Raw genomic sequence first — 17614 nt, forward strand, 5'->3', positions numbered from 1 at the left:
CCTTTCAATTCGCTCGTTGCATGAGCTGCTTTGCTGCCGCGGCAACCGCCGCAGGCGTGATGCCGAATTCGCGGTAGAGCACATCGGCCGGCGCGGATGCGCCGAAGCCGCTCATGCCGACGAATACGCCGTCGTCGCCGAGCCAGCGCGCCCAGTCGCCCTCGACCGCGGCTTCGACACCGACACGCGGGGCGCTACCCAGCACCTTCGTCCGATAGTCGCGCGGCTGCTGGCGGAACAGGTCGAAGCATGGGGCCGAGACGACCGCGGCCTTCACCCCTGCTTCCGCCAGCAGCTTTGCGGCTTCGAGCGCGATCGACACCTCCGAACCCGTTGCAATCAGGGTGACGTCACGCCCGAAGGTCGGCTCGACGAGAACGTAGGCGCCGAGCGCGACCTGGTTGTCCTTGCCGCCGTCGCGGACCGTCGGCAGCGCTTGCCGCGACAGGCAGAGGATCGACGGCGAGGTCTCCGCCTTCAGCGCACAGTCCCAGGCTTCCGCCGTCTCGACAGCATCGGCCGGACGGAACACCAGCAGGTTCGGGATCGCCCGCAGCGCCGCGAGATGCTCGACCGGCTGATGCGTCGGCCCGTCCTCACCGAGCCCGATCGAATCATGGGTCATCACGTGGACGACGCGGATGCCCATCAGCGCTGCGAGGCGGATCGCCGGCCGGCTGTAATCGGCGAAGCTGAGGAAGGTGCCACCATAGGGAATGAACCCGCCATGCAGGGCGATGCCATTCATCGCGGCCGCCATGCCATGCTCACGAATGCCGTAGTGGATGTAGCTGCCGTCGAGCGTTTCCGGCCGCACGGAGACCTGCGACTTCGCCAGCGTCAGATTGGAGTGCGTGAGGTCGGCCGATCCCCCCAGGAGATTGGGCAAGGCTTCGGCGATCACGTCGATGACTTGCTGCGAGGCCTGCCGCGTGGCGAGCTTCGGTCGCTCGGTCGCGAACCGCTCCACCAGCTTCCCCATCGCCTCGGCATAGGCGCGGGGCAATTTCCGGTTCAGCGCGTCGTGGAACGGAGACCGCTCGCCCTTGTCCGCCTTGCAGGTGCTGCGCGAGCGCTCGATCCAGGCGCGCCGCGCGTCACGGCCGCGACCACCGAGTTCGCGCCATTCGGCCAGCACGGCGTCGGGGATTTCGAAGGCCGGATAGGGCCAGCGCAGCGCGCTGCGGGTCTTCGCCGTCTCGTCGGCGCCGAGCGGCGCGCCGTGCACCTTCTCGCTGCCCTGCCGGTTCGGCGCACCGAACCCGATCACCGTGCGGCAGGCGATCAGCGACGGACGATCGCTCGCTCGTGCCTGCCTGATCGCCGCAGAGATCGCCTGCGGATCGTGGCCGTCGATGCGGCAGACGTTCCAGCCGCTCGCCGCAAACCGCGTCGTCTGGTCGTCCGAGCAGGACAACGAGGTGGCGCCGTCGATCGAGATCTGGTTGTCGTCGAACAGCACGATCAGCCGGTTCAGCCGCAAATGGCCGGCGAGCGAGATCGCCTCATGGCTGAGGCCTTCCATCAGGCAACCATCGCCGGCGATCACATAGGTGTAGTGATCGACGAGATCATCGCCGAAGCGGGCGTTCATCAAGCGCTCGGCGAGCGCCATGCCGACCGCGGTCGCGATGCCCTGCCCGAGCGGCCCGGTCGTGGTCTCGACACCAGGCGTATGGCCGTATTCGGGATGTCCCGGAGTCTGCGATCCCCATTGCCGGAACGCCTTGAGCTGATCGAGCGTCATGCGCTCGTAGCCGGTCAGATAGAGCAGCGCGTAGAGCAGCATCGAGCCGTGCCCGGCCGACAGCACGAAACGGTCGCGGTCAGGCCAGGCCGGATCGGCCGGGTCGAACTTCAGGAAGTCGGCGAACAGCACGGTGGCGACATCGGCCATGCCCATCGGCATGCCGGGATGGCCGGATTTCGCCTGCTCGACCGCGTCGACGGCGAGGAAGCGGATGGCGTTGGCCATCTCGTCGTGGCTGATTTCGGGCCGGCTGGCAACGGACGCAAGTGCGGTCATATCGTTCGCCTCTTTCGTTCGATCAATTGCAGGATCAGCGGGGTCAGGATGAGCTGCATCGCGAGATCGAGCTTGGCGCCGTGAATCACGATCGAATTGGCGCGCGACATGAAGCTGTTCGGGATCATCGAGAGCAGATAGGGAAAGTCGATGCCGCGCGGGTTCTTCAACCGGATCACGACCATCGATTCATCCGGCGTCGGGATCCAGCGCGCGATGAACGGGTTCGACGTATCGACCGTCGGCACGCGCTGGAAGTTGATGTCGGTTTCGCTGAATTGCGGACAGATGTAGTTCACGTAGTCGGGCATGCGGCGCAGGATGGTGTCGGTCACCGCCTCGGTGGAGTAGCCGCGATGGCTGCGGTCGCGATGCAGCTTCTGGATCCATTCGAGATTGATCACCGGCACGACCCCGATCTTGAGATCGGCGTGCTGCGCGACGTTCACCTTGTCGGTGACCACGGCGCCGTGCAGGCCCTCGTAGAACAAGAGGTCGGAATTCTCCGGCAGCGCCTCCCACGCGGTGAAGGTGCCGGGCTTGGCGCCGTAGAGCCGCGATTCCTCTTCGTCGTGCACATAGTGCCGCGTCGTTCCGGTGCCGGTCTCGGCATAGTCGCTGAACAGCCTCTCCAGCTCCTCGAACAAATTGGTCTCGGGGCTGAAATGGCTGAAATGCTTGTCGCCGCGCTCGGCCTTCTCCAGCATCTGGCTGCGCATCTCGGCGCGGTCGTAGCGATGGAACGCGTCGCCTTCGATATAGGCTGCGACCACATTCTCGCGGCGGAAGATGTTCTCGAACGTCTTCTTCACCGAGGTGGTGCCGGCACCGGACGAGCCGGTGATCGAGATGATGGGATGTCGACGAGACATGCGCTCCCCCCTCAGCGGAACAGGCCGCGGCGCGCGAACAGCGGGGCATCGCTGCTCTCGAACAACGGCTCGACGGTCAGGTGGATCGCATCGACGTCGCGCACGGCGCGCGCCGATCCCATAATCAGCGGCACGCGCTGATGCGGCGTACGTGCCGAGAGTTCGAGAATGCGCGACCGGCCACTCGAGGCAGCACCGCCCGCCCATTCCATGATCAGTGCGATGGGATGCGCCTCATAGAGCAGACGCAACCGGCCTTCGCGGTAGCCCTGGCGCGCATCGGCCGGATACAGGAACACGCCGCCGCGCATCAGAATGCGGTAGGCCTCGGCCACCAGCGAACCGATCCAGCGCATGTTGAAATCCTGCCCGTGCTCGCCGTTCACGCCGGCAAGGCACTCGTCGATATAGTTGCGCACCGGGCCGCTCCAGTGCCGCCGGTTCGAGGCGTTGATGGCGAATTCCTTAGCATCCTGCGGCACCCGCAGGTCACGCGCGGTCAGGACGAACTCGCCGGCTCGCGGATCCAGCGTGAAGCAGTCGACGCACTGGTCGAGCGCCAGCACCAGCACGGTCTGCGGACCGTAGATGAAGCAGCCCGCGGCACATTGCGCCGTACCGGGCTCGAAGAAGGTCGAGATGATGTCGTTTCCCTTCGGCCGGATCGAGAAGATCGTGCCGATCGAGATGTTGTTTTCGAGATTGGCGGATCCATCGAGCGGATCAATCGCGACGCAGAGCGGCGCATCGGTATCGAGCGTCTCCGGCAGCTCGACCTCTTCGGAGAGAGCCGCGGCGACCGGCGCGGTGCGCAACGCCTCGCGCATCAGGCGGTCGGCGACGATGTCGATGGTCTTCTGGCGATCGCCGTCGGGATTGCTTCCACCGCTCTCGCCGCCGATGCCGGCGAGCGGACCCGCGGCGATGATGCGCGAGAGCTCGATCGCGGCACCGGCGAGGGCTTTGATCACCGTAACGGTCGCGGCGCGCAACGGGTTGTGCTGCGCCGGCCACTCCAGATGGGCATGCAATGCAGGACGAATCTCCACCGGCCACTCCCTTTGATCGCGCTCTCTGTCCCGAGGCGTCGAGAGGCGACCTCAGGGGAGTCGCCTTCGGCCTATCAACGCGCGAATTGCCCAATTAGGGAAATTTCATTATCTTGGGTCTGGGCAAAGTATTTCTTATGGAGCTTGTGATGGCCGGCAACTTTTCGCGGGACCTCACCATCCGCCAGCTGCGCGCGCTGTCGGCCGTGCACGCGGCCCGCTCGATCACGTCGGCGGCCAACCAGCTCAACCTGACGCAGCCGGCGGTGACGCTGCAGCTCCGCAACCTGCAGGCGCTCGCGGGACTGCCGTTGATCCAGCGCACCGGCGACGGGATGGCGCTGACCGATGCCGGCGCGCATGTGCTGGCGCTCATCGAGCGGATCGAGGCGGCACTGAAGGACTGCGAGCAATCGCTCGACATGATCGCCGGCCGCAGCGGCGGCCGCGTCGCGATGGGCGCGGTCTCCACCGCGAAATACTTCGTGCCGTTCGCGATCGCGGCGTTCTCGCGCCGCTTTCCCAAGATCGAGGTCACGCTCAGAATCGGCAACCGCGAGGAAATCCGCGACGCGCTGCGCGGCTACGATCTCGACATCGCGGTGATGGGCCGGCCACCGGCCGATGTCGAAGTCGAGATGAAGCCGCTCGGCCGGCATCCGCACTTCATCATCGCCGCACCCGATCACCGGCTGGCGCGGCGGCGGCACGTCGCGACATCGGAGCTCGCCAATGAAACCTTCATCACCCGCGAGCAGGGATCGGGCACGCGGATGCTGATGCAGCAATATTTCGAGCGGGTCGGACTGGAGCCGAAGCTCGGCATGGCGATGGACAGCAACGAGACCATCAAGCAGGCGGTCATGGCCGGGCTCGGCATCGCCTTCATTTCCCAGCACACCGTGTTCCATGAGCTGGAGGACGGCCGGCTGGTGGTGCTCAAGGTGAAGGGCCTGCCGATCGTCCGGCAGTGGCACGCAATCAGGCGCACCGACAAGATCCTGCTGCCGCCCGCTCAGGCGATGCTGGACTTCCTGGGCAAGGAGGGCTGGCGCTATCTGCCGAATTCGCGCTAGCGCCGCGACGTTGCAATGCCCGTTCGATCGAAAAAATCGAGTTAACGCCGTATGTTAAGCATTGAAGTTCCCGCAAACGCGTGCCACACCTTGACTGCGGTCGCGCGCGGATCGTATCCCTGCGAGGGAGGATGAACTGCAGAACCAGTCCCCGCCGATGCCTGACTTCAAGGCGTTATTCGAGGCGGCGCCCGGCCTCTATCTGGTGCTGACGCAGCCTGACTTCCGCATCGTGGCAGTAAGCGACGCCTATCTGCGCGCCACCAAGACCGAGCGCGCCGCGATCCTTGGGCGCGGGCTGTTCGACGTATTTCCTGATAATCCGGACGATCCGGCCGCCGACGGCGTGCGCAACCTGCGCGCCTCGCTGGAACGCGTGGTCCAGTTTCGCCGCCCCGATACCATGCCGGTGCAGAAATACGATATCCGCAAGCCCGAGTCGGAGGGCGGCGGATTCGAAGAGCGCTACTGGAGCCCGCGCAACACGCCGGTGTTCGGACCGAATGGTCAGTTCACCTACATCATGCATCGGGTCGAAGACGTCACCGGCTTCGTTCAGCTGAAGCGGCGCGGGGCCGAGCAAGACCAGGTGGCGGACCGGCTGCGCGAGCGCACCGAGCAGATGGAAGCGGAAATCTTCACGCGCGCCCGCGAGGTTGAGGCCGCGCGGGAGCAGCTCGAAGCCGAGCAGAAGCTGCGCCAGGTGCAGAAGATGGAAGCCGTCGGGCACCTCACCGGCGGCATCGCGCACGACTTCAACAATATCCTGACCGTCATCACCGGCCTGATCGACATCCTTGCCGAGGCCGTCGAACACGATGCCGCGCTGTCATCCGTCACCAAGATGATCAGCGACGCCGCGTTTCGCGGTGCCGAGGTGACCAAGCACCTGCTGGCCTTCTCGCGGCAGCAGCCGCTGCAACCGCGAGAAGCCAATCTCAACACGCTGGTGCAGGACACCGCGCGGCTGCTGCGCCCGTCGCTCGGCGAGCAGATCGAAATCGAAACCGCGCTCGAACCCGACGCCTGGCCGGCGTTCATCGACCCCAACCACATGTCGACCGCGCTGCTCAATCTCGCCCTCAATGCCCGCGATGCGATGCCGGATGGCGGCAAGCTGATGCTGGAGACCAGCAACGTCATCCTCGACGAGACCTATGCCGCCACCAACCTGGATGTGCGGGCAGGTGAATATGTGATGGTCGCGGTCAGCGACACCGGCGGCGGTATCCCGGAGGGGATCCGCGAAAAGGTGTTCGAGCCGTTCTTCACCACCAAGGACACCGGCAAGGGCACCGGCCTCGGGCTCAGCATGGTGTACGGTTTCATCAAGCAGTCCGACGGGCATCTCAAGATCTATTCCGAAGAAGGCCACGGCACGTCGATCAAGCTCTATCTGCCGCGCAGCATGGGCGACGTGGTCGACGTCGAGCCGCCTCCTCCGGTCGACACGCGCGGCGGCCACGAATCCATCCTGGTCGTCGAGGACGATCCGCTGGTCCGCAATTACGTCGCCGCCCAACTCGAGCAGCTCGGCTACCGCACCATGGTCACCGCCAACGGCCCGGAGGCACTGGCCGCGGTCGAGAATGGCTTCGTCTGCGACGTGCTGTTCACCGACGTCATCATGTCCGGCGGCATGAACGGCCGCCAGGTGGCCGATGCCGTGATCGCCAAGCTGCCCTCGGTGCGCGTGCTGTTCACCTCGGGCTATACCGAGGACGCGATCATTCATCACGGCCGTCTCGACCCCGACGTCACGCTGCTGCCCAAGCCCTACCGCAAATCCGACCTCGCCCGAATGATCCGGCAGGTGCTGGCCCAGCCTCCCGCATCGGCAGTGGCGGCCAAATAGCGCGGCGACATCAGGGACCGAAGCTCGAGCGGCTCTGGATTTTCCAGGCGCCGCCGAGCAGGCTCAGCACATAGAGGGAATCGTAGACCCCGATGACCGATCCGTCCTCGCGGTAGCGCGTATAGCGGACGGCGTAATGCGCCTTGGCCGGCGAGGACTGCACCAGCTTGGTCTCGTTCCAGGCGCTGTGATGCCAGCCGTCCTGCTTGCGCAGCCGCTCGAACAGATCCATCGGATTGTTGCCGCTCTGCTGATAGACGGTAACCGTGCCACCGGCGATCCGCACGTGCGGGAAGTGCATCAACGCATCCATGGCGGATGCGTCATGGCGATTGAGCGCCGCCATCCAGCGCGTCAGCACATCCTCGCATTTGGCCTGGTCGTCGCGCGCGATCTGCGCCTCGACAGTATAGGTCGCAGCCGGCTCCGGCATCACACGCCTCCGCTTTGCTTGTTGGTCCGGTCGGCCGGCAGGGCGCATCCGGACAGGAACAGTGCGGCGCAAGCCTTGGCGCGCGCTTCGATCTCGCTGCGCGTCGGCGCTGGCTTGTGCCCGAACATGACGTCGCGCTGCGGCTTGAACACCAGCATGCCGAGCAGCATGCCTGCTGCGGCTTCGGTGTCGTCGAGCACGATCCGCCCTCGCCGCTGCTGGACGCCCAGCCAATTCGCCAGCGCGGCGATCGAGCGCTGCATGGCCTTTTCGTAGAACGTCTCGGCTATGTCAGGGAATTTGTCGCTCTCGGCCAGGATGATCCGCTGCAGCGCGATGACCTCGGCATCGAGAATGAGTTCGGCGCAGGTCAGCAGCGCGGCCTCCAGGGCCGCCGCAACATTGCGGCCATCGCAGGCGCCGAGATTCACGATGGACACGAACCGCTCCACCCGGTCGGTCACCATGCCTTCGAACAGCGCCAGCTTGGTCGGGATCAAACGATAGAGCGTCTTGGTGGACACGCCGGCGCGGCAGGCCACGTCGGCGATGCTGGCCGCGGCGAAGCCGCGCTCCGAGAATTCGCGCCGCGCGGCCTCATAGATCAGCGCGCGCGTCTCGTCGTCGGAACGAAGCTGCGGCCGCCCGCGGCCGCGCCGTTCCGGCGCCGACGCGGTCTGCTCTGTCTGGTCTTTGTCATTCCGGTTCATCCGCGAGCCATGCTTTTAGATGATGACTGTCATTCTATTGACAGTCCCAATATGGGCTCTATTTTGGAAAACATCAAGTTTCCTAATTATCCCGGCCGTCGAAATCAAGATTCCTACGGTTTCCCAGCGGGATAGAACGATCAGGAGCGCCTGCCATGAGCCAGCACGAAACGTCCTTCAAGGCCGAGAGCCAGGTTCCGGCCGAGACCGCCAAGCAGTTGATCGCAAATCCGGAGGCGGCCAAGCCCCCCACAGCCAAGGGCAAGCTTCGCCGCCTGCTCATGACCGGCGCAGCACTCGCCCTGCTCGCGGGCGGCGCCTGGTATGGCTGGGATTACTGGACGGTCGGCCGCTTTCAGGTCTCGACCGACGACGCTTATGTGAAGGCCGACAACACCACGATCGCACCGAAGGTGTCCGGCTATCTTAGCGCGGTGCTGGTCGGCGACAACGAGCATGTGCGCGCCGGCCAGATCCTGGCGCGGATCGACGAGCGCGATTTCAAGGTCGCGCTTGATCAGTCGAAGGCCGACGTCGCTGCCGCCGAAGCCGCGATCACCAGCAAACGCGCACAGCTCGACGTGCAGCACTCGGTGATCGAGGCGGCGCGCGCGACGCTTGCGGTGGACACCGCGACGCAGACCTTCGCCGAGCAGGAGAACAAGCGCTACACCGACCTCGCAGGCACCGGCTACGGCAGTGTGCAGAACGCGCAGCAGGCGCAGTCGCGCTATGCCAGCGCGCAGGCCGCCATCGCCCGCGACACCGCAAACCTGGCCTCCGCAGAGCGCCAGGTGGAACTGCTCAAGGCCGAGATCGCCCAGGCGGTTGCAGCGTTGGGACGGGCGACCGCGCTCCAGAATCAGGCCGAGTTGAACCTGGGCTACACCACCATTACCGCGCCGATCGACGGCGTGGTCGGCAACCGTACCCTGCGGACCGGCCAGTACGTCCAGGCCGGCACGCAGCTGATGTCGCTGGTGCCGACCACCGGCGCCTACGTGATCGCGAACTACAAGGAGACGCAGCTCACCAATGTCCGCAAGGGCCAGCCGGTCGAGATCGAGGTCGACATGTTCCCCGGTCAGGTCGTACGCGGTCATGTCGACAGCCTTGCGCCGGCGAGCGGTCAGGAGTTCGCGCTGCTGCCGCCGGACAACGCCACCGGCAACTTCACCAAGGTGGTGCAGCGCATCCCGGTGAAGATCGTGCTCGACGCAACCAATGTCGACCTGCGGCCGGGCATGTCGGTGATCCCCTCCATCGCGACGCTGTCGCATCCTGCCGAGGAAGCTCCGCGCTCCAGCGCCTCTCCGAAGCTCGCTGTCGCCTCTTTCAAATAGGTGATGTCATGTCCGATCTCGCGCTCTCCTCCCCGGCTGCTGCGCCCCGCGCGGCAGCCGCAGCGGTCGATCCCAACCGCGCCAGCATGGCCGTCTGGATTTCCATCGTCGCCGCGATGATCGGCGCCTTCATGGCGATCCTCAACATCCAGATCACCAACGCCTCGCTGCTCAACATCGAGGGCGGCATCGGAACCGGGGTCGACAACGGCTCCTGGATCTCGACGTCGTATCTGATCGGCGAGATCGTGGTCATTCCGCTGACCGACTATCTCAGCCGCGTCTTTTCCTTCCGCAGGATCATCATCACCTTCGCCACCTTGTTTGCGATCTTCTCGGTCGCCTGCGCCTTCACCCACGATTTGCCGTCGATGATCGCGATGCGCGGCCTGCAGGGCTTCTTCGGCGGCGTGCTGATCCCGATGGCCTTCACGCTGGTCTTCACCAAGCTGCCGAAGGTGCAGCAGCCGATCGGCCTTGCGATGTTCGCGCTCGCCGTGACCTTTGCGCCGGCGATCGGCCCGACCATCGGCGGCTACCTGACCGAGAATTACGGCTGGCAGACCATCTTCTTCGTCAACGTGATTCCGACCGCGGTGATGGTCATCACCCTTTCTTTCACCCTGGAACGCCAGCCGATGCAGATGCATCTGCTGCGCGAGGGCGACTGGCTCGGCATCATCACGATGGCGATCGGCCTCGCCTCGCTGCAGGCCGTGCTCGAGGAAGGCAACAAGGACGACTGGTTCGGCTCGCCCTTCATCGTCAAGCTCGCGGTGATCGCCGCCGTCAGCCTGACCCTGTTCGTCTGGATCGAGCTCGTGGTCGAGAAGCCGCTGCTCCGGCTGCGGCTCTTGACTCAGCGCAGCTTCGGCTTCGGCACCATCTCGGCGGTGTTCGTCGGGTTCGCGCTGTTCGGCTCGGTTTACCTCTTGCCGGCCTATCTCGGTCAGGTGCAGCGCTACAATGCCGAGCAGATCGGCCAGGTGCTGGCCTGGACCGGCCTGCCGCAGCTGATCCTGATCCCGCTGGTCCCGAAGCTGATGCAGCGCTTCGATGCCCGCTTCATCGCCTTCACCGGCATGCTGCTGTTCGCGATCTCGTCCTTCATGAACATCCAGATGTCGCTCGACTACTCCGGCGACCAGTTCTTCGTCCCGAATATCGTCCGTGCGGTCGGCCAGGCGATCATGCTGGCACCGCTGTCGGCCGTCAGCCTCGGCAGCGTCGCGCCGCAGGATGCGCCGGCGGCCTCCGGCATCTCCAACATGATGCGCAACCTCGGCGGCGCGATCGGCACCGCGCTGCTCAGCACCATCGTCACCAAGCGTGAGCAGTTCCACTCCAACATCATCGGCCAGTCCGTGCATCTGGGCCGCGAGGAGGTACGCGCCCGGATCGCCGAGGTCACCAACTACTTCCTCAGCCACGGCATCTCGGACCCCGCAACGGCACATAGCCAGGCTATCGTGGCGATCGGCAATATCGTGAAGCGCCAGGCGCTGGTGCTCGGCTTCAGTGACGCCTTCGCGGTGATCGGCGTGGTGCTGGTGCTTGCCGCGATCGCGATCGTGCTGACCGGCAAGCCGAAGAACACCGCCGGCGGCGGCGCGGCGCATTGACCTCTCGTTGATCCGCCGGGGCGACGGCCAGCGGCCGTCGTCCCCTCTCAGCTCGCCTCGCGCAATTTGAAGCGCTGGATCTTCCCGGTCTGGGTCTTCGGCAACGCCTCGACGAAAGAGATCGCGCGGGGATATTTGTACGGCGCGATCGTCGCCTTGACGTGATCCTGCAACAGCTTGACCTCGACATCGTCGCTGCGCGCGCCCTGTTTCAGGACGATGAAAGCCGAGACGATCTGCCCCCGCTCCTCGTCGGGCGCGCCGATCACCGCGCATTCCGCGACATCGGGATGCCCGAGCAGCGCCGCCTCGACCTCGGGACCTGCGATGTTGTAGCCCGCCGAGATGATCATGTCGTCGGCGCGCGCCACGAATGACAGCCGGCCGTTTTCGTCGCTGACGAAGGCATCGCCGGTGATGTTCCAGCCATCGCGGACATATTTGGTCTGCCTGGAATCCGCCAGATAGCGGCAGCCGGTCGGGCCGCGAACCGCCAGCTTGCCGACCTGGCCCGGCGGCAGCTCGTTCATGTCCTCGTCGACGATCCTGGCCTGGTAGCCGGTAACAGGGGTGCCCGTGGTGCCAGCGACGGCGCTCCCGGCGCGGTTGGTGATGAAGATGTGCAACAGCTCCGTGCTGCCGATGCCGTCGAGGATCGGCTTGCCGGTCTTCTTCGTCCAGCTCTCGAACACCGGCGCCGGCAGCGTCTCGCCGGCCGAGACCGCGAGCCGCAGCGACGACAGGTCCGCGCCCTTGTCCATCGCGGCCATCATCGCCCGATAGGCGGTCGGCGCGGTGAAACAGATCGTCGCCTTGTAGGTCTCGATGATCCGGATCATCTCGCTCGGCGCCGCGTTCTCCAGCAGTGTCGCGGTGGCGCCGAAGCGCAGCGGGAAGATCGCGAGCCCGCCAAGGCCAAACGTAAACGCGAGCGGCGGCGAGCCGACGAATACATCGTCTGGCGTCACCTTGAGCACTTCCCTGGCATAGCCGTCCGCCACGATCAGGAGATCGCGGTGGAAATGCATCGTCGCTTTCGGTTCGCCCGTGGTGCCCGACGTGAAGCCGAGCAGCGCGACGTCGTCGCGGCCGGTCTTCACCGCATCGAACTTGACCGGCTTGTTCAGCGCAATCCGGTCGAGCTCGGCATCGTGATTTTGCGTGCCGTCGAAATTGACGACCTGCTTGAGGAATTTGCTGGTCTTGGCGCACGCCACCAGCTCGTCCGCGATGCGGCTGTCGGTCAGCGCCAGCGAGATCTCGGCCTTGTCGACGATCTTGGCCAGTTCGCCGGCGCGCAGCATCGGCATCGTGTTGACGACGACAGCACCGGCCTTGGTCGCCGCCAGCCAGGCCGCGACCAGCGCCGGGTTGTTGCCCGAGCGGATCAGGACGCGATTGCCGGGCTTGACGCCGTAATTCTCCACCAGCGCATGCGCCAGGCGGTTCGACCAGTCGGTCAATTCCTTGTAGGTGCGCTGGCGTCCGTTGCCGATCAGCGCGATGCGATCGCCCATGCCCTGCTCGACGATGCGGTCGGTCAGCTCGACCGCGGCGTTCAGATAATCGGGATATTTGAACTCCGGCCGGTCGAGCAGCAGCTGCGGCCACTGCTCTGATGGCGGCAGGTTGCGCCGCGCGAAATCGTCGACATGCCCGGATGGACCGAGCCCGGGAAATTCACCTGACATTCGATTGCCCTCGCTTTCCATTCAGAAAGGCCAAGATCAACATCGAGAAGACCAGAGGAAGCGGCAGCGTTCCGATCGCCAATCATTTTATACTTAAAATAATTTGGCGCAAGGGTAGATGTCGCACGGAAATGGCGCGGTCCCGCAAACCTCAGATCTGTGTGAGCTGCTTCAGCCGCGCAACCATCGCCGAGTCCGGGTCGGCGAGCGGTGCGATCGCGGTGAAATGATTGGCATTGGGCACAGTGCCGAACCGCGTTGCCACGCCCGCTTTGCCCCAGACGTCGGCAATGGTTCGGCTCTGCCGGTGATATTCGGCGCTCTCGGCGCCGCCGACCACCGCGTCGAGGGTCGCGCCTGCGGGCGCTTTCCAGAGCAGCGGGCTCACTGCCCTTGCTGCGTCGCGGTCAAGACCGAGCGCCTTGTTGATGGAGGTGCCGACCAGCGGCTCGAGCTCGAACAGGCCGGAGATCGCGTAAGCAGCCCTGACCAGACTAGCCGGCAGCGACGCATCGTAGGCCGGCCAATCGGTCGCAAGCATGCAGGCGGCAAGATGCCCGCCTGCGGAGTGTCCCGACATGACCAGCGGCCGGCCGAGCTTCGCCAGTTCGCGGGACGCCGCGCGCATCTCGGCGATGATGTCGGCGACCGTGACGTTGGGGCAGAGGTCGTAACTCGGCACCGCGACGCTGATGCCGTGGCCATTGAGGCCCCGCGCGCAGTGGCTCGATGATGAGCCGTCCAGCGCCTGCCAGTAGCCGCCGTGAATAAAGACTACGAGCGGCCCGTCGCCGTTACCCTCGAACAGGTCGATGACGTTACGGCTGCCGGGACCATAGCTCAGCCGCCGTGGCGGGTGCTGCTCACGATACGCCGCCGAGTCCCTCGCCCAGCCGGCCATCAGCGCCGGATTTTCCGGCACCCGCGCCCGGTTGTTGTATTCGACCTCGTAATCGATCCCGCTCACCGCTTAAGCAGTCCTCGCCCTCGCCGAGCGCTGCGCCGAGCCCTTGGCCTTGGCGAGCAGCCGCATCAGTTCGCGGATATCCTTCGGTGACAGGTCGCCGAAGATATCGGCGATCCATTTCTCGTGCTCGGCGGCCATCTTACGGAATTCGGCGCGGCCGAGCTTGGTCAGCCGGATGAACTGCACGCGGCGGTCCGTCTCCGAGGTGCGGCGATCGAGATGGCCGGACTCGACCAGGCGCTCGACCAGCCCGGTGACGTTGCCATTCGACACCATCATCCGCTTCGAAAGGTCCGACAGCGTCATGCCGTCGGACACCTTGTCGAGCTGGGCCATCAGGTCGAAGCGCGGCAGCGTGACGTCGAACTTCTCACGCAGCCGGCTGCGCACCTCGCCTTCGATCAGCGTGGTGCAGGTCAAGAGACGCAGCCACAGCCTGAGCTCGGTGCCATGATCGTCGGGCAGTTCGACGGCTTTGGTTTCGGAATCGAGGATCATGCGGCGATCGTTCCTCCGCGGCGGGTTTCGGTCGGACCTATTGCTTTCAGCTTCAAGCAATTCGCGCCGCCCCGCAAGGACAATTGCGAATCCTGCCCGACACGCCCGGCCGATCCTGCAATTTCTTTAAACTTCAAGCAATTGGCGCGGCGCTTGCATGTGCAACACCTGGAAGGTGCGCGGCGATCGCCCTGACGCAATGCCACATCGCTTGCAGCGGTCGCGCGCGTCAGACTAAGCTGAGGTCAAACAAATTGAGGCCAATTGAGGCTGAGACAACGGCAGCAAGCCGGTGGTTGGGGGAGAGACATGAAGCAATTGACGAAGCTCGTGGGACTGGCGGCGCTGCTCGGTATCGCGGTGACCCCGGCGACCGCGCAGGAGAAGATCAAGATCGGCGTGCTGGTGACGACCTCCGGCCCGGCTGCAGCGCTTGGCCAGCAGGTCCGCGACGGCTTTGCGCTCGCGGTCAAGGACCTCGGCGGCAAGATGGCCGGCCGCGAGGTCGAGATCGTCAATGCCGATGACGAGCTGAAGCCCGACGGTGCGGTGGTCAAGGTGCGCGGCCTGCTCGAGCGCGACAAGGTCGATTTCGTGGTCGGTCCGATCTTCTCCAACATCCTGCAGGCGATCCACCGCCCGGTCACCGAGAGCAAGACCTTCCTGATCAGCCCGAATGCGGGCCCTTCCAGCTATGCCGGCAAAGAGTGCAGCCCGTTCTTCTACGTGACGTCGTACCAGAACGACCAGGTGCACGAGGTCCTCGGCAAGGTGGCACAGGACCGCGGCTACAAGCGCGTCTATCTGCTGGTGCCGAACTATCAGGCCGGCCGCGACTCCGTCGCCGGCTTCAAGCTCGACTACAAGGGCGAGATCGTCGAGGAATCCTACACACCGCTGAACACGCTGGATTTCCAGCCCGAACTCTCCAAGATCGCCTCGCTGAAGCCGGACGCGCTGTTCACCTTCATGCCGGGCGGCATGGGCGTGAACCTCGTGAAGCAGTACAAGCAGGCCGGCGCCACCGTGCCGGTGCTCTCCGCCTTCACCGTCGACGAATCGACCCTGCCCGCGCAGCAGGACGCCGCCGTCGGCATGTTCGGCGGTGCGAACTGGGCGCCGAACCTTGACAATCCCCAGAGCAAGAAGTTCGTCGCGGCCTATGAGGCGGCCTACAACGGCGTGCCCGGCACCTACGCCATGCAGGCCTATGACGCTGCACTGTTGATCGACAGCGCGGTCAAGGCTGTCAAGGGCGATCTCTCCAACAAGGACGCCGTCGCGGCGGCGCTGAGAAAAGCCGACTTCACCTCGCTGCGCGGTAACTTCAAGTTCAACAACAACGGCTATCCGATCCAGGATTTCTACCTCACCAAGGTCGCGAAGCGGCCGGACGGCAAATTCCAGACCGAGATCGTCGAGAAGGTGTTCTCGAATTACGGCGACCGCTACGCCAAGGACTGCGCGGCCAAGTAGCTCACACGAAGCGTTTTCAAGCGAAGTGGATACCGGTTCGCGTGAAGAAAACGCGCAAAATTGAAACATGGAGGAAGTACAAACATGAAAGACGAGATCGCCGGCGTCACCCGCGCCAATGAAGGCATGCAGGGCATTTCCTGGAGCATCCTCGGCCAGACCTACGTGCCGAAGAGCCGCACCGAGCATTCCTTCTCCTGGCATGCCACCTTCCCGCCGGGCACCTTCGTTCCGCCGCACATCCATCCCGACCAGGACGAGTATCTCTACATTCTCGAGGGCAAGCTCGACTTCATGCTCGACGGCGCCGATGAGTCAGCAACTCCAGGCGATCTGGTGCGGCTGCCGATGGGCAAGCCGCACGGCATCTTCAACAAATCGCAGCAGCCGGCCAAGACGCTGTTCTGGGTGTCGCCGACCCGCAGGCTCTACGACCTGTTCTGGGCGATCCACAACATGAAGGAGCAGAACCCGGACGACGTGGTGCGGCTCGCCGCCGAGCACAACATCCACTTCCTGCCGCCGCCTCCGGCGTAGGCCGCCCTCGTCATTGCGAGGAGCGAAGCGACGAAGCAATCCATTCCAGCGCATGCGCGGATCGATGGATTGCTTCGCTTCGCTCGCAATGATGATGTGGAGATGGCCCGTGGCGTATCTCCCTCTCGAAGATGACTACTGCCGCGCCACGACGCGCGCGGCAAAGCCGGCCTTCGCGGCATAGCCGCGCACGATCGCCTCGCGCGCTTCGTAATTCATAATGGTGTCGACGTCGGTAAAGCCCTGCGGCGCGAGCTGCTCGACGGCGTCGATCACGCCCTCCGGCCCGCCGCGGCGGTTGGAGGCGACGATGTCGGCGGTCATCGGCAGCCGCTGCCGCTCATAAGCCGCCAGCGCCTGGCGCGGATGCTCCGCTCGCGCCAGCATGTCCGCGAGGCAGCGCGCATCGAGAATGGCCTGCGACGCGCCGTTCGAGCCGACCGGGTACATCGGATGCGCGGCATCCCCGAGCAGCGTGACGCGGCCGCTCGACCAATAAGGCAGCGGATCGCGGTCGCAGCATGGATACTCCCAGAACTCCGGCGTCGCGTTGATCAGGCCGGCGAAGTCGACCTGCGGGATCGTGAAACCAGTGACATAGGGCATCATCTCGTCGCGGCGGCCGAGATTGGACCAGCCCTCGCGGCGCGGCGGCGGCGAGGAGCCGTCGCCGATCCGCACCAGCACCGCCCAATTGGTGAGGCGGCTTGCCGGGCTCGAGCCTGGCGCAATCGGATAGATTACGGCCTTGGCATTCAAGCCGCCGGCGATGATCATCGAACGGCCGGTCAGGAAGACCGGCCAATCGGTCGCGCCGCGCCACAGCATCAGTCCGTTCCAGCACGGCCCGCCCTCATCGGGAAACAGCATCTCGCGCACCTTGGAGTGGATGCCGTCGGCGCCGATCATGATGTCGCCACGCGCGGTGTGGACGTGGCTGCCGCTGCGATCGAAGAAATAGGCCGACACGCCGCCCTCGTCCTGCGTGAAGGAGCCGAGCCGGCAGCCGGTGCGGATCGCATCCGCGCCAAGCCGGTCGATGACGGCCTGATGGATCACGCTTTGCAGGCGGCCGCGATGAACCGAGAATTGCGGCACGTCGTGGCCGGCATCGAGCCCACGCTTCTCGTGCCAGACCTGCTGGCCGTGCCGCGTCAGATAGAACAGCTCATAGGTACGGATCGCGACCTCGTCGAGCTTGTCGAGCAGGCCAAGCCCCGCCAGCTCGCGGATCGCATGCGGCAACGTATTGATGCCGACGCCGAGCTCGCGGATCGTCTCCGACTGCTCGTACAGCTCGCAACTGATGCCGCGCGACCGCAGCATCAACGCAGTGGTGAGGCCTCCGATTCCGCCTCCGACGATAATCGCCTTCATCGTCCCTTACTCCACTCACAACAGGACGTCTTTACGCTTTGGCCTAGGGTCGCATGGCCGGTTGCTCGGCCGCAAGCGGGTT

General features: G+C 65.0%; 15 protein-coding genes. 6 read left to right on the forward strand and 9 right to left on the reverse strand.

All coding sequences use genetic code 11. The features are described from left to right. Positions 1 to 4: 4 nt before the first annotated feature. Genes tkt through ACVW1C_RS05800 form a run of 3 tightly spaced genes read right to left on the reverse strand, consistent with a single transcriptional unit; the run spans position 5 to position 3947 of the window. On the reverse strand, positions 5 to 2026 hold the full coding sequence (gene tkt / locus ACVW1C_RS05790) for a transketolase (RefSeq protein ID WP_456757581.1): 2022 nt from the start codon (positions 2024 to 2026) through the stop codon (positions 5 to 7). Then, positions 2023 to 2898, reverse strand: a complete 876-nt coding sequence (locus ACVW1C_RS05795) for a phosphoribulokinase (protein ID WP_456669741.1) — start codon at positions 2896 to 2898, stop codon at positions 2023 to 2025. Before ACVW1C_RS05795 ends, tkt begins: the two co-directional genes overlap by 4 nt. Before the next feature lie 11 nt (positions 2899 to 2909). Beyond that, on the reverse strand, positions 2910 to 3947 hold the full coding sequence (locus tag ACVW1C_RS05800) for a class 1 fructose-bisphosphatase (protein WP_456757582.1): 1038 nt from the start codon (positions 3945 to 3947) through the stop codon (positions 2910 to 2912). A 149-nt stretch (positions 3948 to 4096) separates the two neighbouring features. Here ACVW1C_RS05800 and ACVW1C_RS05805 point away from each other — a divergent pair, with 149 nt between their 5' ends. Then, positions 4097 to 5023, forward strand: a complete 927-nt coding sequence (locus ACVW1C_RS05805; RefSeq protein ID WP_207836700.1) for a LysR family transcriptional regulator — start codon at positions 4097 to 4099, stop codon at positions 5021 to 5023. A 157-nt stretch (positions 5024 to 5180) separates the two neighbouring features. Next, positions 5181 to 6878 (forward strand): ATP-binding protein, encoded by a 1698-nt coding sequence (locus ACVW1C_RS05810; RefSeq protein WP_456757583.1) that lies wholly within the window; start codon positions 5181 to 5183, stop codon positions 6876 to 6878. A 10-nt stretch (positions 6879 to 6888) separates the two neighbouring features. Here the strand turns inward: ACVW1C_RS05810 and ACVW1C_RS05815 are convergent, their stop codons facing one another. Then, positions 6889 to 7311 carry a hypothetical protein gene (locus ACVW1C_RS05815; protein WP_456757584.1) on the reverse strand — a complete coding sequence of 141 codons (423 nt, stop codon included), beginning with the start codon at positions 7309 to 7311 and terminating at the stop codon, positions 6889 to 6891. Continuing rightward, a complete protein-coding gene (locus ACVW1C_RS05820; RefSeq protein WP_456757585.1) occupies positions 7311 to 8021 on the reverse strand; it encodes a TetR/AcrR family transcriptional regulator in 711 nt (236 codons plus the stop codon). Before ACVW1C_RS05820 ends, ACVW1C_RS05815 begins: the two co-directional genes overlap by 1 nt. A gap of 155 nt (positions 8022 to 8176) precedes the next feature. On the opposite strand from ACVW1C_RS05820, the gene ACVW1C_RS05825 reads away from it, so the two are divergent. Continuing rightward, positions 8177 to 9364, forward strand: a complete 1188-nt coding sequence (locus ACVW1C_RS05825) for an HlyD family secretion protein (RefSeq protein ID WP_456757586.1) — start codon at positions 8177 to 8179, stop codon at positions 9362 to 9364. Positions 9365 to 9372: 8 nt separating this feature from the next. Beyond that, complete coding sequence (locus tag ACVW1C_RS05830) at positions 9373 to 10986, forward strand: DHA2 family efflux MFS transporter permease subunit (RefSeq protein ID WP_456757587.1); 1614 nt, start codon at positions 9373 to 9375, stop codon at positions 10984 to 10986. Positions 10987 to 11033: 47 nt separating this feature from the next. Here the strand turns inward: ACVW1C_RS05830 and ACVW1C_RS05835 are convergent, their stop codons facing one another. The 3 genes from ACVW1C_RS05835 to ACVW1C_RS05845 form a co-directional block, all read right to left on the reverse strand. Continuing rightward, complete coding sequence (locus ACVW1C_RS05835; RefSeq protein WP_456757588.1) at positions 11034 to 12677, reverse strand: benzoate-CoA ligase family protein; 1644 nt, start codon at positions 12675 to 12677, stop codon at positions 11034 to 11036. Between the two features lie 151 nt (positions 12678 to 12828). Further along, positions 12829 to 13644 (reverse strand): alpha/beta hydrolase, encoded by an 816-nt coding sequence (locus ACVW1C_RS05840; RefSeq protein ID WP_456757589.1) that lies wholly within the window; start codon positions 13642 to 13644, stop codon positions 12829 to 12831. A 3-nt stretch (positions 13645 to 13647) separates the two neighbouring features. After that, positions 13648 to 14142: a MarR family winged helix-turn-helix transcriptional regulator gene (locus ACVW1C_RS05845; RefSeq protein WP_456757590.1), complete on the reverse strand. Its 495-nt coding sequence runs from the start codon at positions 14140 to 14142 to the stop codon at positions 13648 to 13650. Between the two features lie 309 nt (positions 14143 to 14451). Here ACVW1C_RS05845 and ACVW1C_RS05850 point away from each other — a divergent pair, with 309 nt between their 5' ends. Further along, entirely contained in the window at positions 14452 to 15618 is a 1167-nt protein-coding gene (locus ACVW1C_RS05850) for an ABC transporter substrate-binding protein (RefSeq protein WP_456757591.1), read from the forward strand. 84 nt (positions 15619 to 15702) lie between these two features. Continuing rightward, positions 15703 to 16155 carry a cupin domain-containing protein gene (locus ACVW1C_RS05855; protein WP_456757592.1) on the forward strand — a complete coding sequence of 151 codons (453 nt, stop codon included), beginning with the start codon at positions 15703 to 15705 and terminating at the stop codon, positions 16153 to 16155. A 135-nt stretch (positions 16156 to 16290) separates the two neighbouring features. Here the strand turns inward: ACVW1C_RS05855 and ACVW1C_RS05860 are convergent, their stop codons facing one another. Further along, positions 16291 to 17532 (reverse strand): flavin-dependent oxidoreductase, encoded by a 1242-nt coding sequence (locus ACVW1C_RS05860; protein WP_456757593.1) that lies wholly within the window; start codon positions 17530 to 17532, stop codon positions 16291 to 16293. Between the last annotated feature and the right edge of the window lie 82 nt (positions 17533 to 17614).

This window comes from Bradyrhizobium sp. USDA 4011 (genome assembly GCF_054063415.1).

Excerpts from the sequence above, each read along its gene's own strand:
- tkt (WP_456757581.1), bottom strand. The coding sequence starts at position 2,026 with ATGACCGCACTTGCGTCCGTTGCCAGCCGGCCCGAAATCAGCCACGAC.
- ACVW1C_RS05795 (WP_456669741.1), bottom strand. The coding sequence starts at position 2,898 with ATGTCTCGTCGACATCCCATCATCTCGATCACCGGCTCGTCCGGTGCC.
- ACVW1C_RS05805 (WP_207836700.1), top strand. The coding sequence starts at position 4,097 with ATGGCCGGCAACTTTTCGCGGGACCTCACCATCCGCCAGCTGCGCGCG.
- ACVW1C_RS05810 (WP_456757583.1), top strand. The coding sequence starts at position 5,181 with ATGCCTGACTTCAAGGCGTTATTCGAGGCGGCGCCCGGCCTCTATCTG.
- ACVW1C_RS05815 (WP_456757584.1), bottom strand. The coding sequence starts at position 7,311 with ATGCCGGAGCCGGCTGCGACCTATACTGTCGAGGCGCAGATCGCGCGC.
- ACVW1C_RS05820 (WP_456757585.1), bottom strand. The coding sequence starts at position 8,021 with ATGAACCGGAATGACAAAGACCAGACAGAGCAGACCGCGTCGGCGCCG.
- ACVW1C_RS05825 (WP_456757586.1), top strand. The coding sequence starts at position 8,177 with ATGAGCCAGCACGAAACGTCCTTCAAGGCCGAGAGCCAGGTTCCGGCC.
- ACVW1C_RS05830 (WP_456757587.1), top strand. The coding sequence starts at position 9,373 with ATGTCCGATCTCGCGCTCTCCTCCCCGGCTGCTGCGCCCCGCGCGGCA.
- ACVW1C_RS05835 (WP_456757588.1), bottom strand. The coding sequence starts at position 12,677 with ATGTCAGGTGAATTTCCCGGGCTCGGTCCATCCGGGCATGTCGACGAT.
- ACVW1C_RS05845 (WP_456757590.1), bottom strand. The coding sequence starts at position 14,142 with ATGATCCTCGATTCCGAAACCAAAGCCGTCGAACTGCCCGACGATCAT.
- ACVW1C_RS05850 (WP_456757591.1), top strand. The coding sequence starts at position 14,452 with ATGAAGCAATTGACGAAGCTCGTGGGACTGGCGGCGCTGCTCGGTATC.
- ACVW1C_RS05855 (WP_456757592.1), top strand. The coding sequence starts at position 15,703 with ATGAAAGACGAGATCGCCGGCGTCACCCGCGCCAATGAAGGCATGCAG.
- ACVW1C_RS05860 (WP_456757593.1), bottom strand. The coding sequence starts at position 17,532 with ATGAAGGCGATTATCGTCGGAGGCGGAATCGGAGGCCTCACCACTGCG.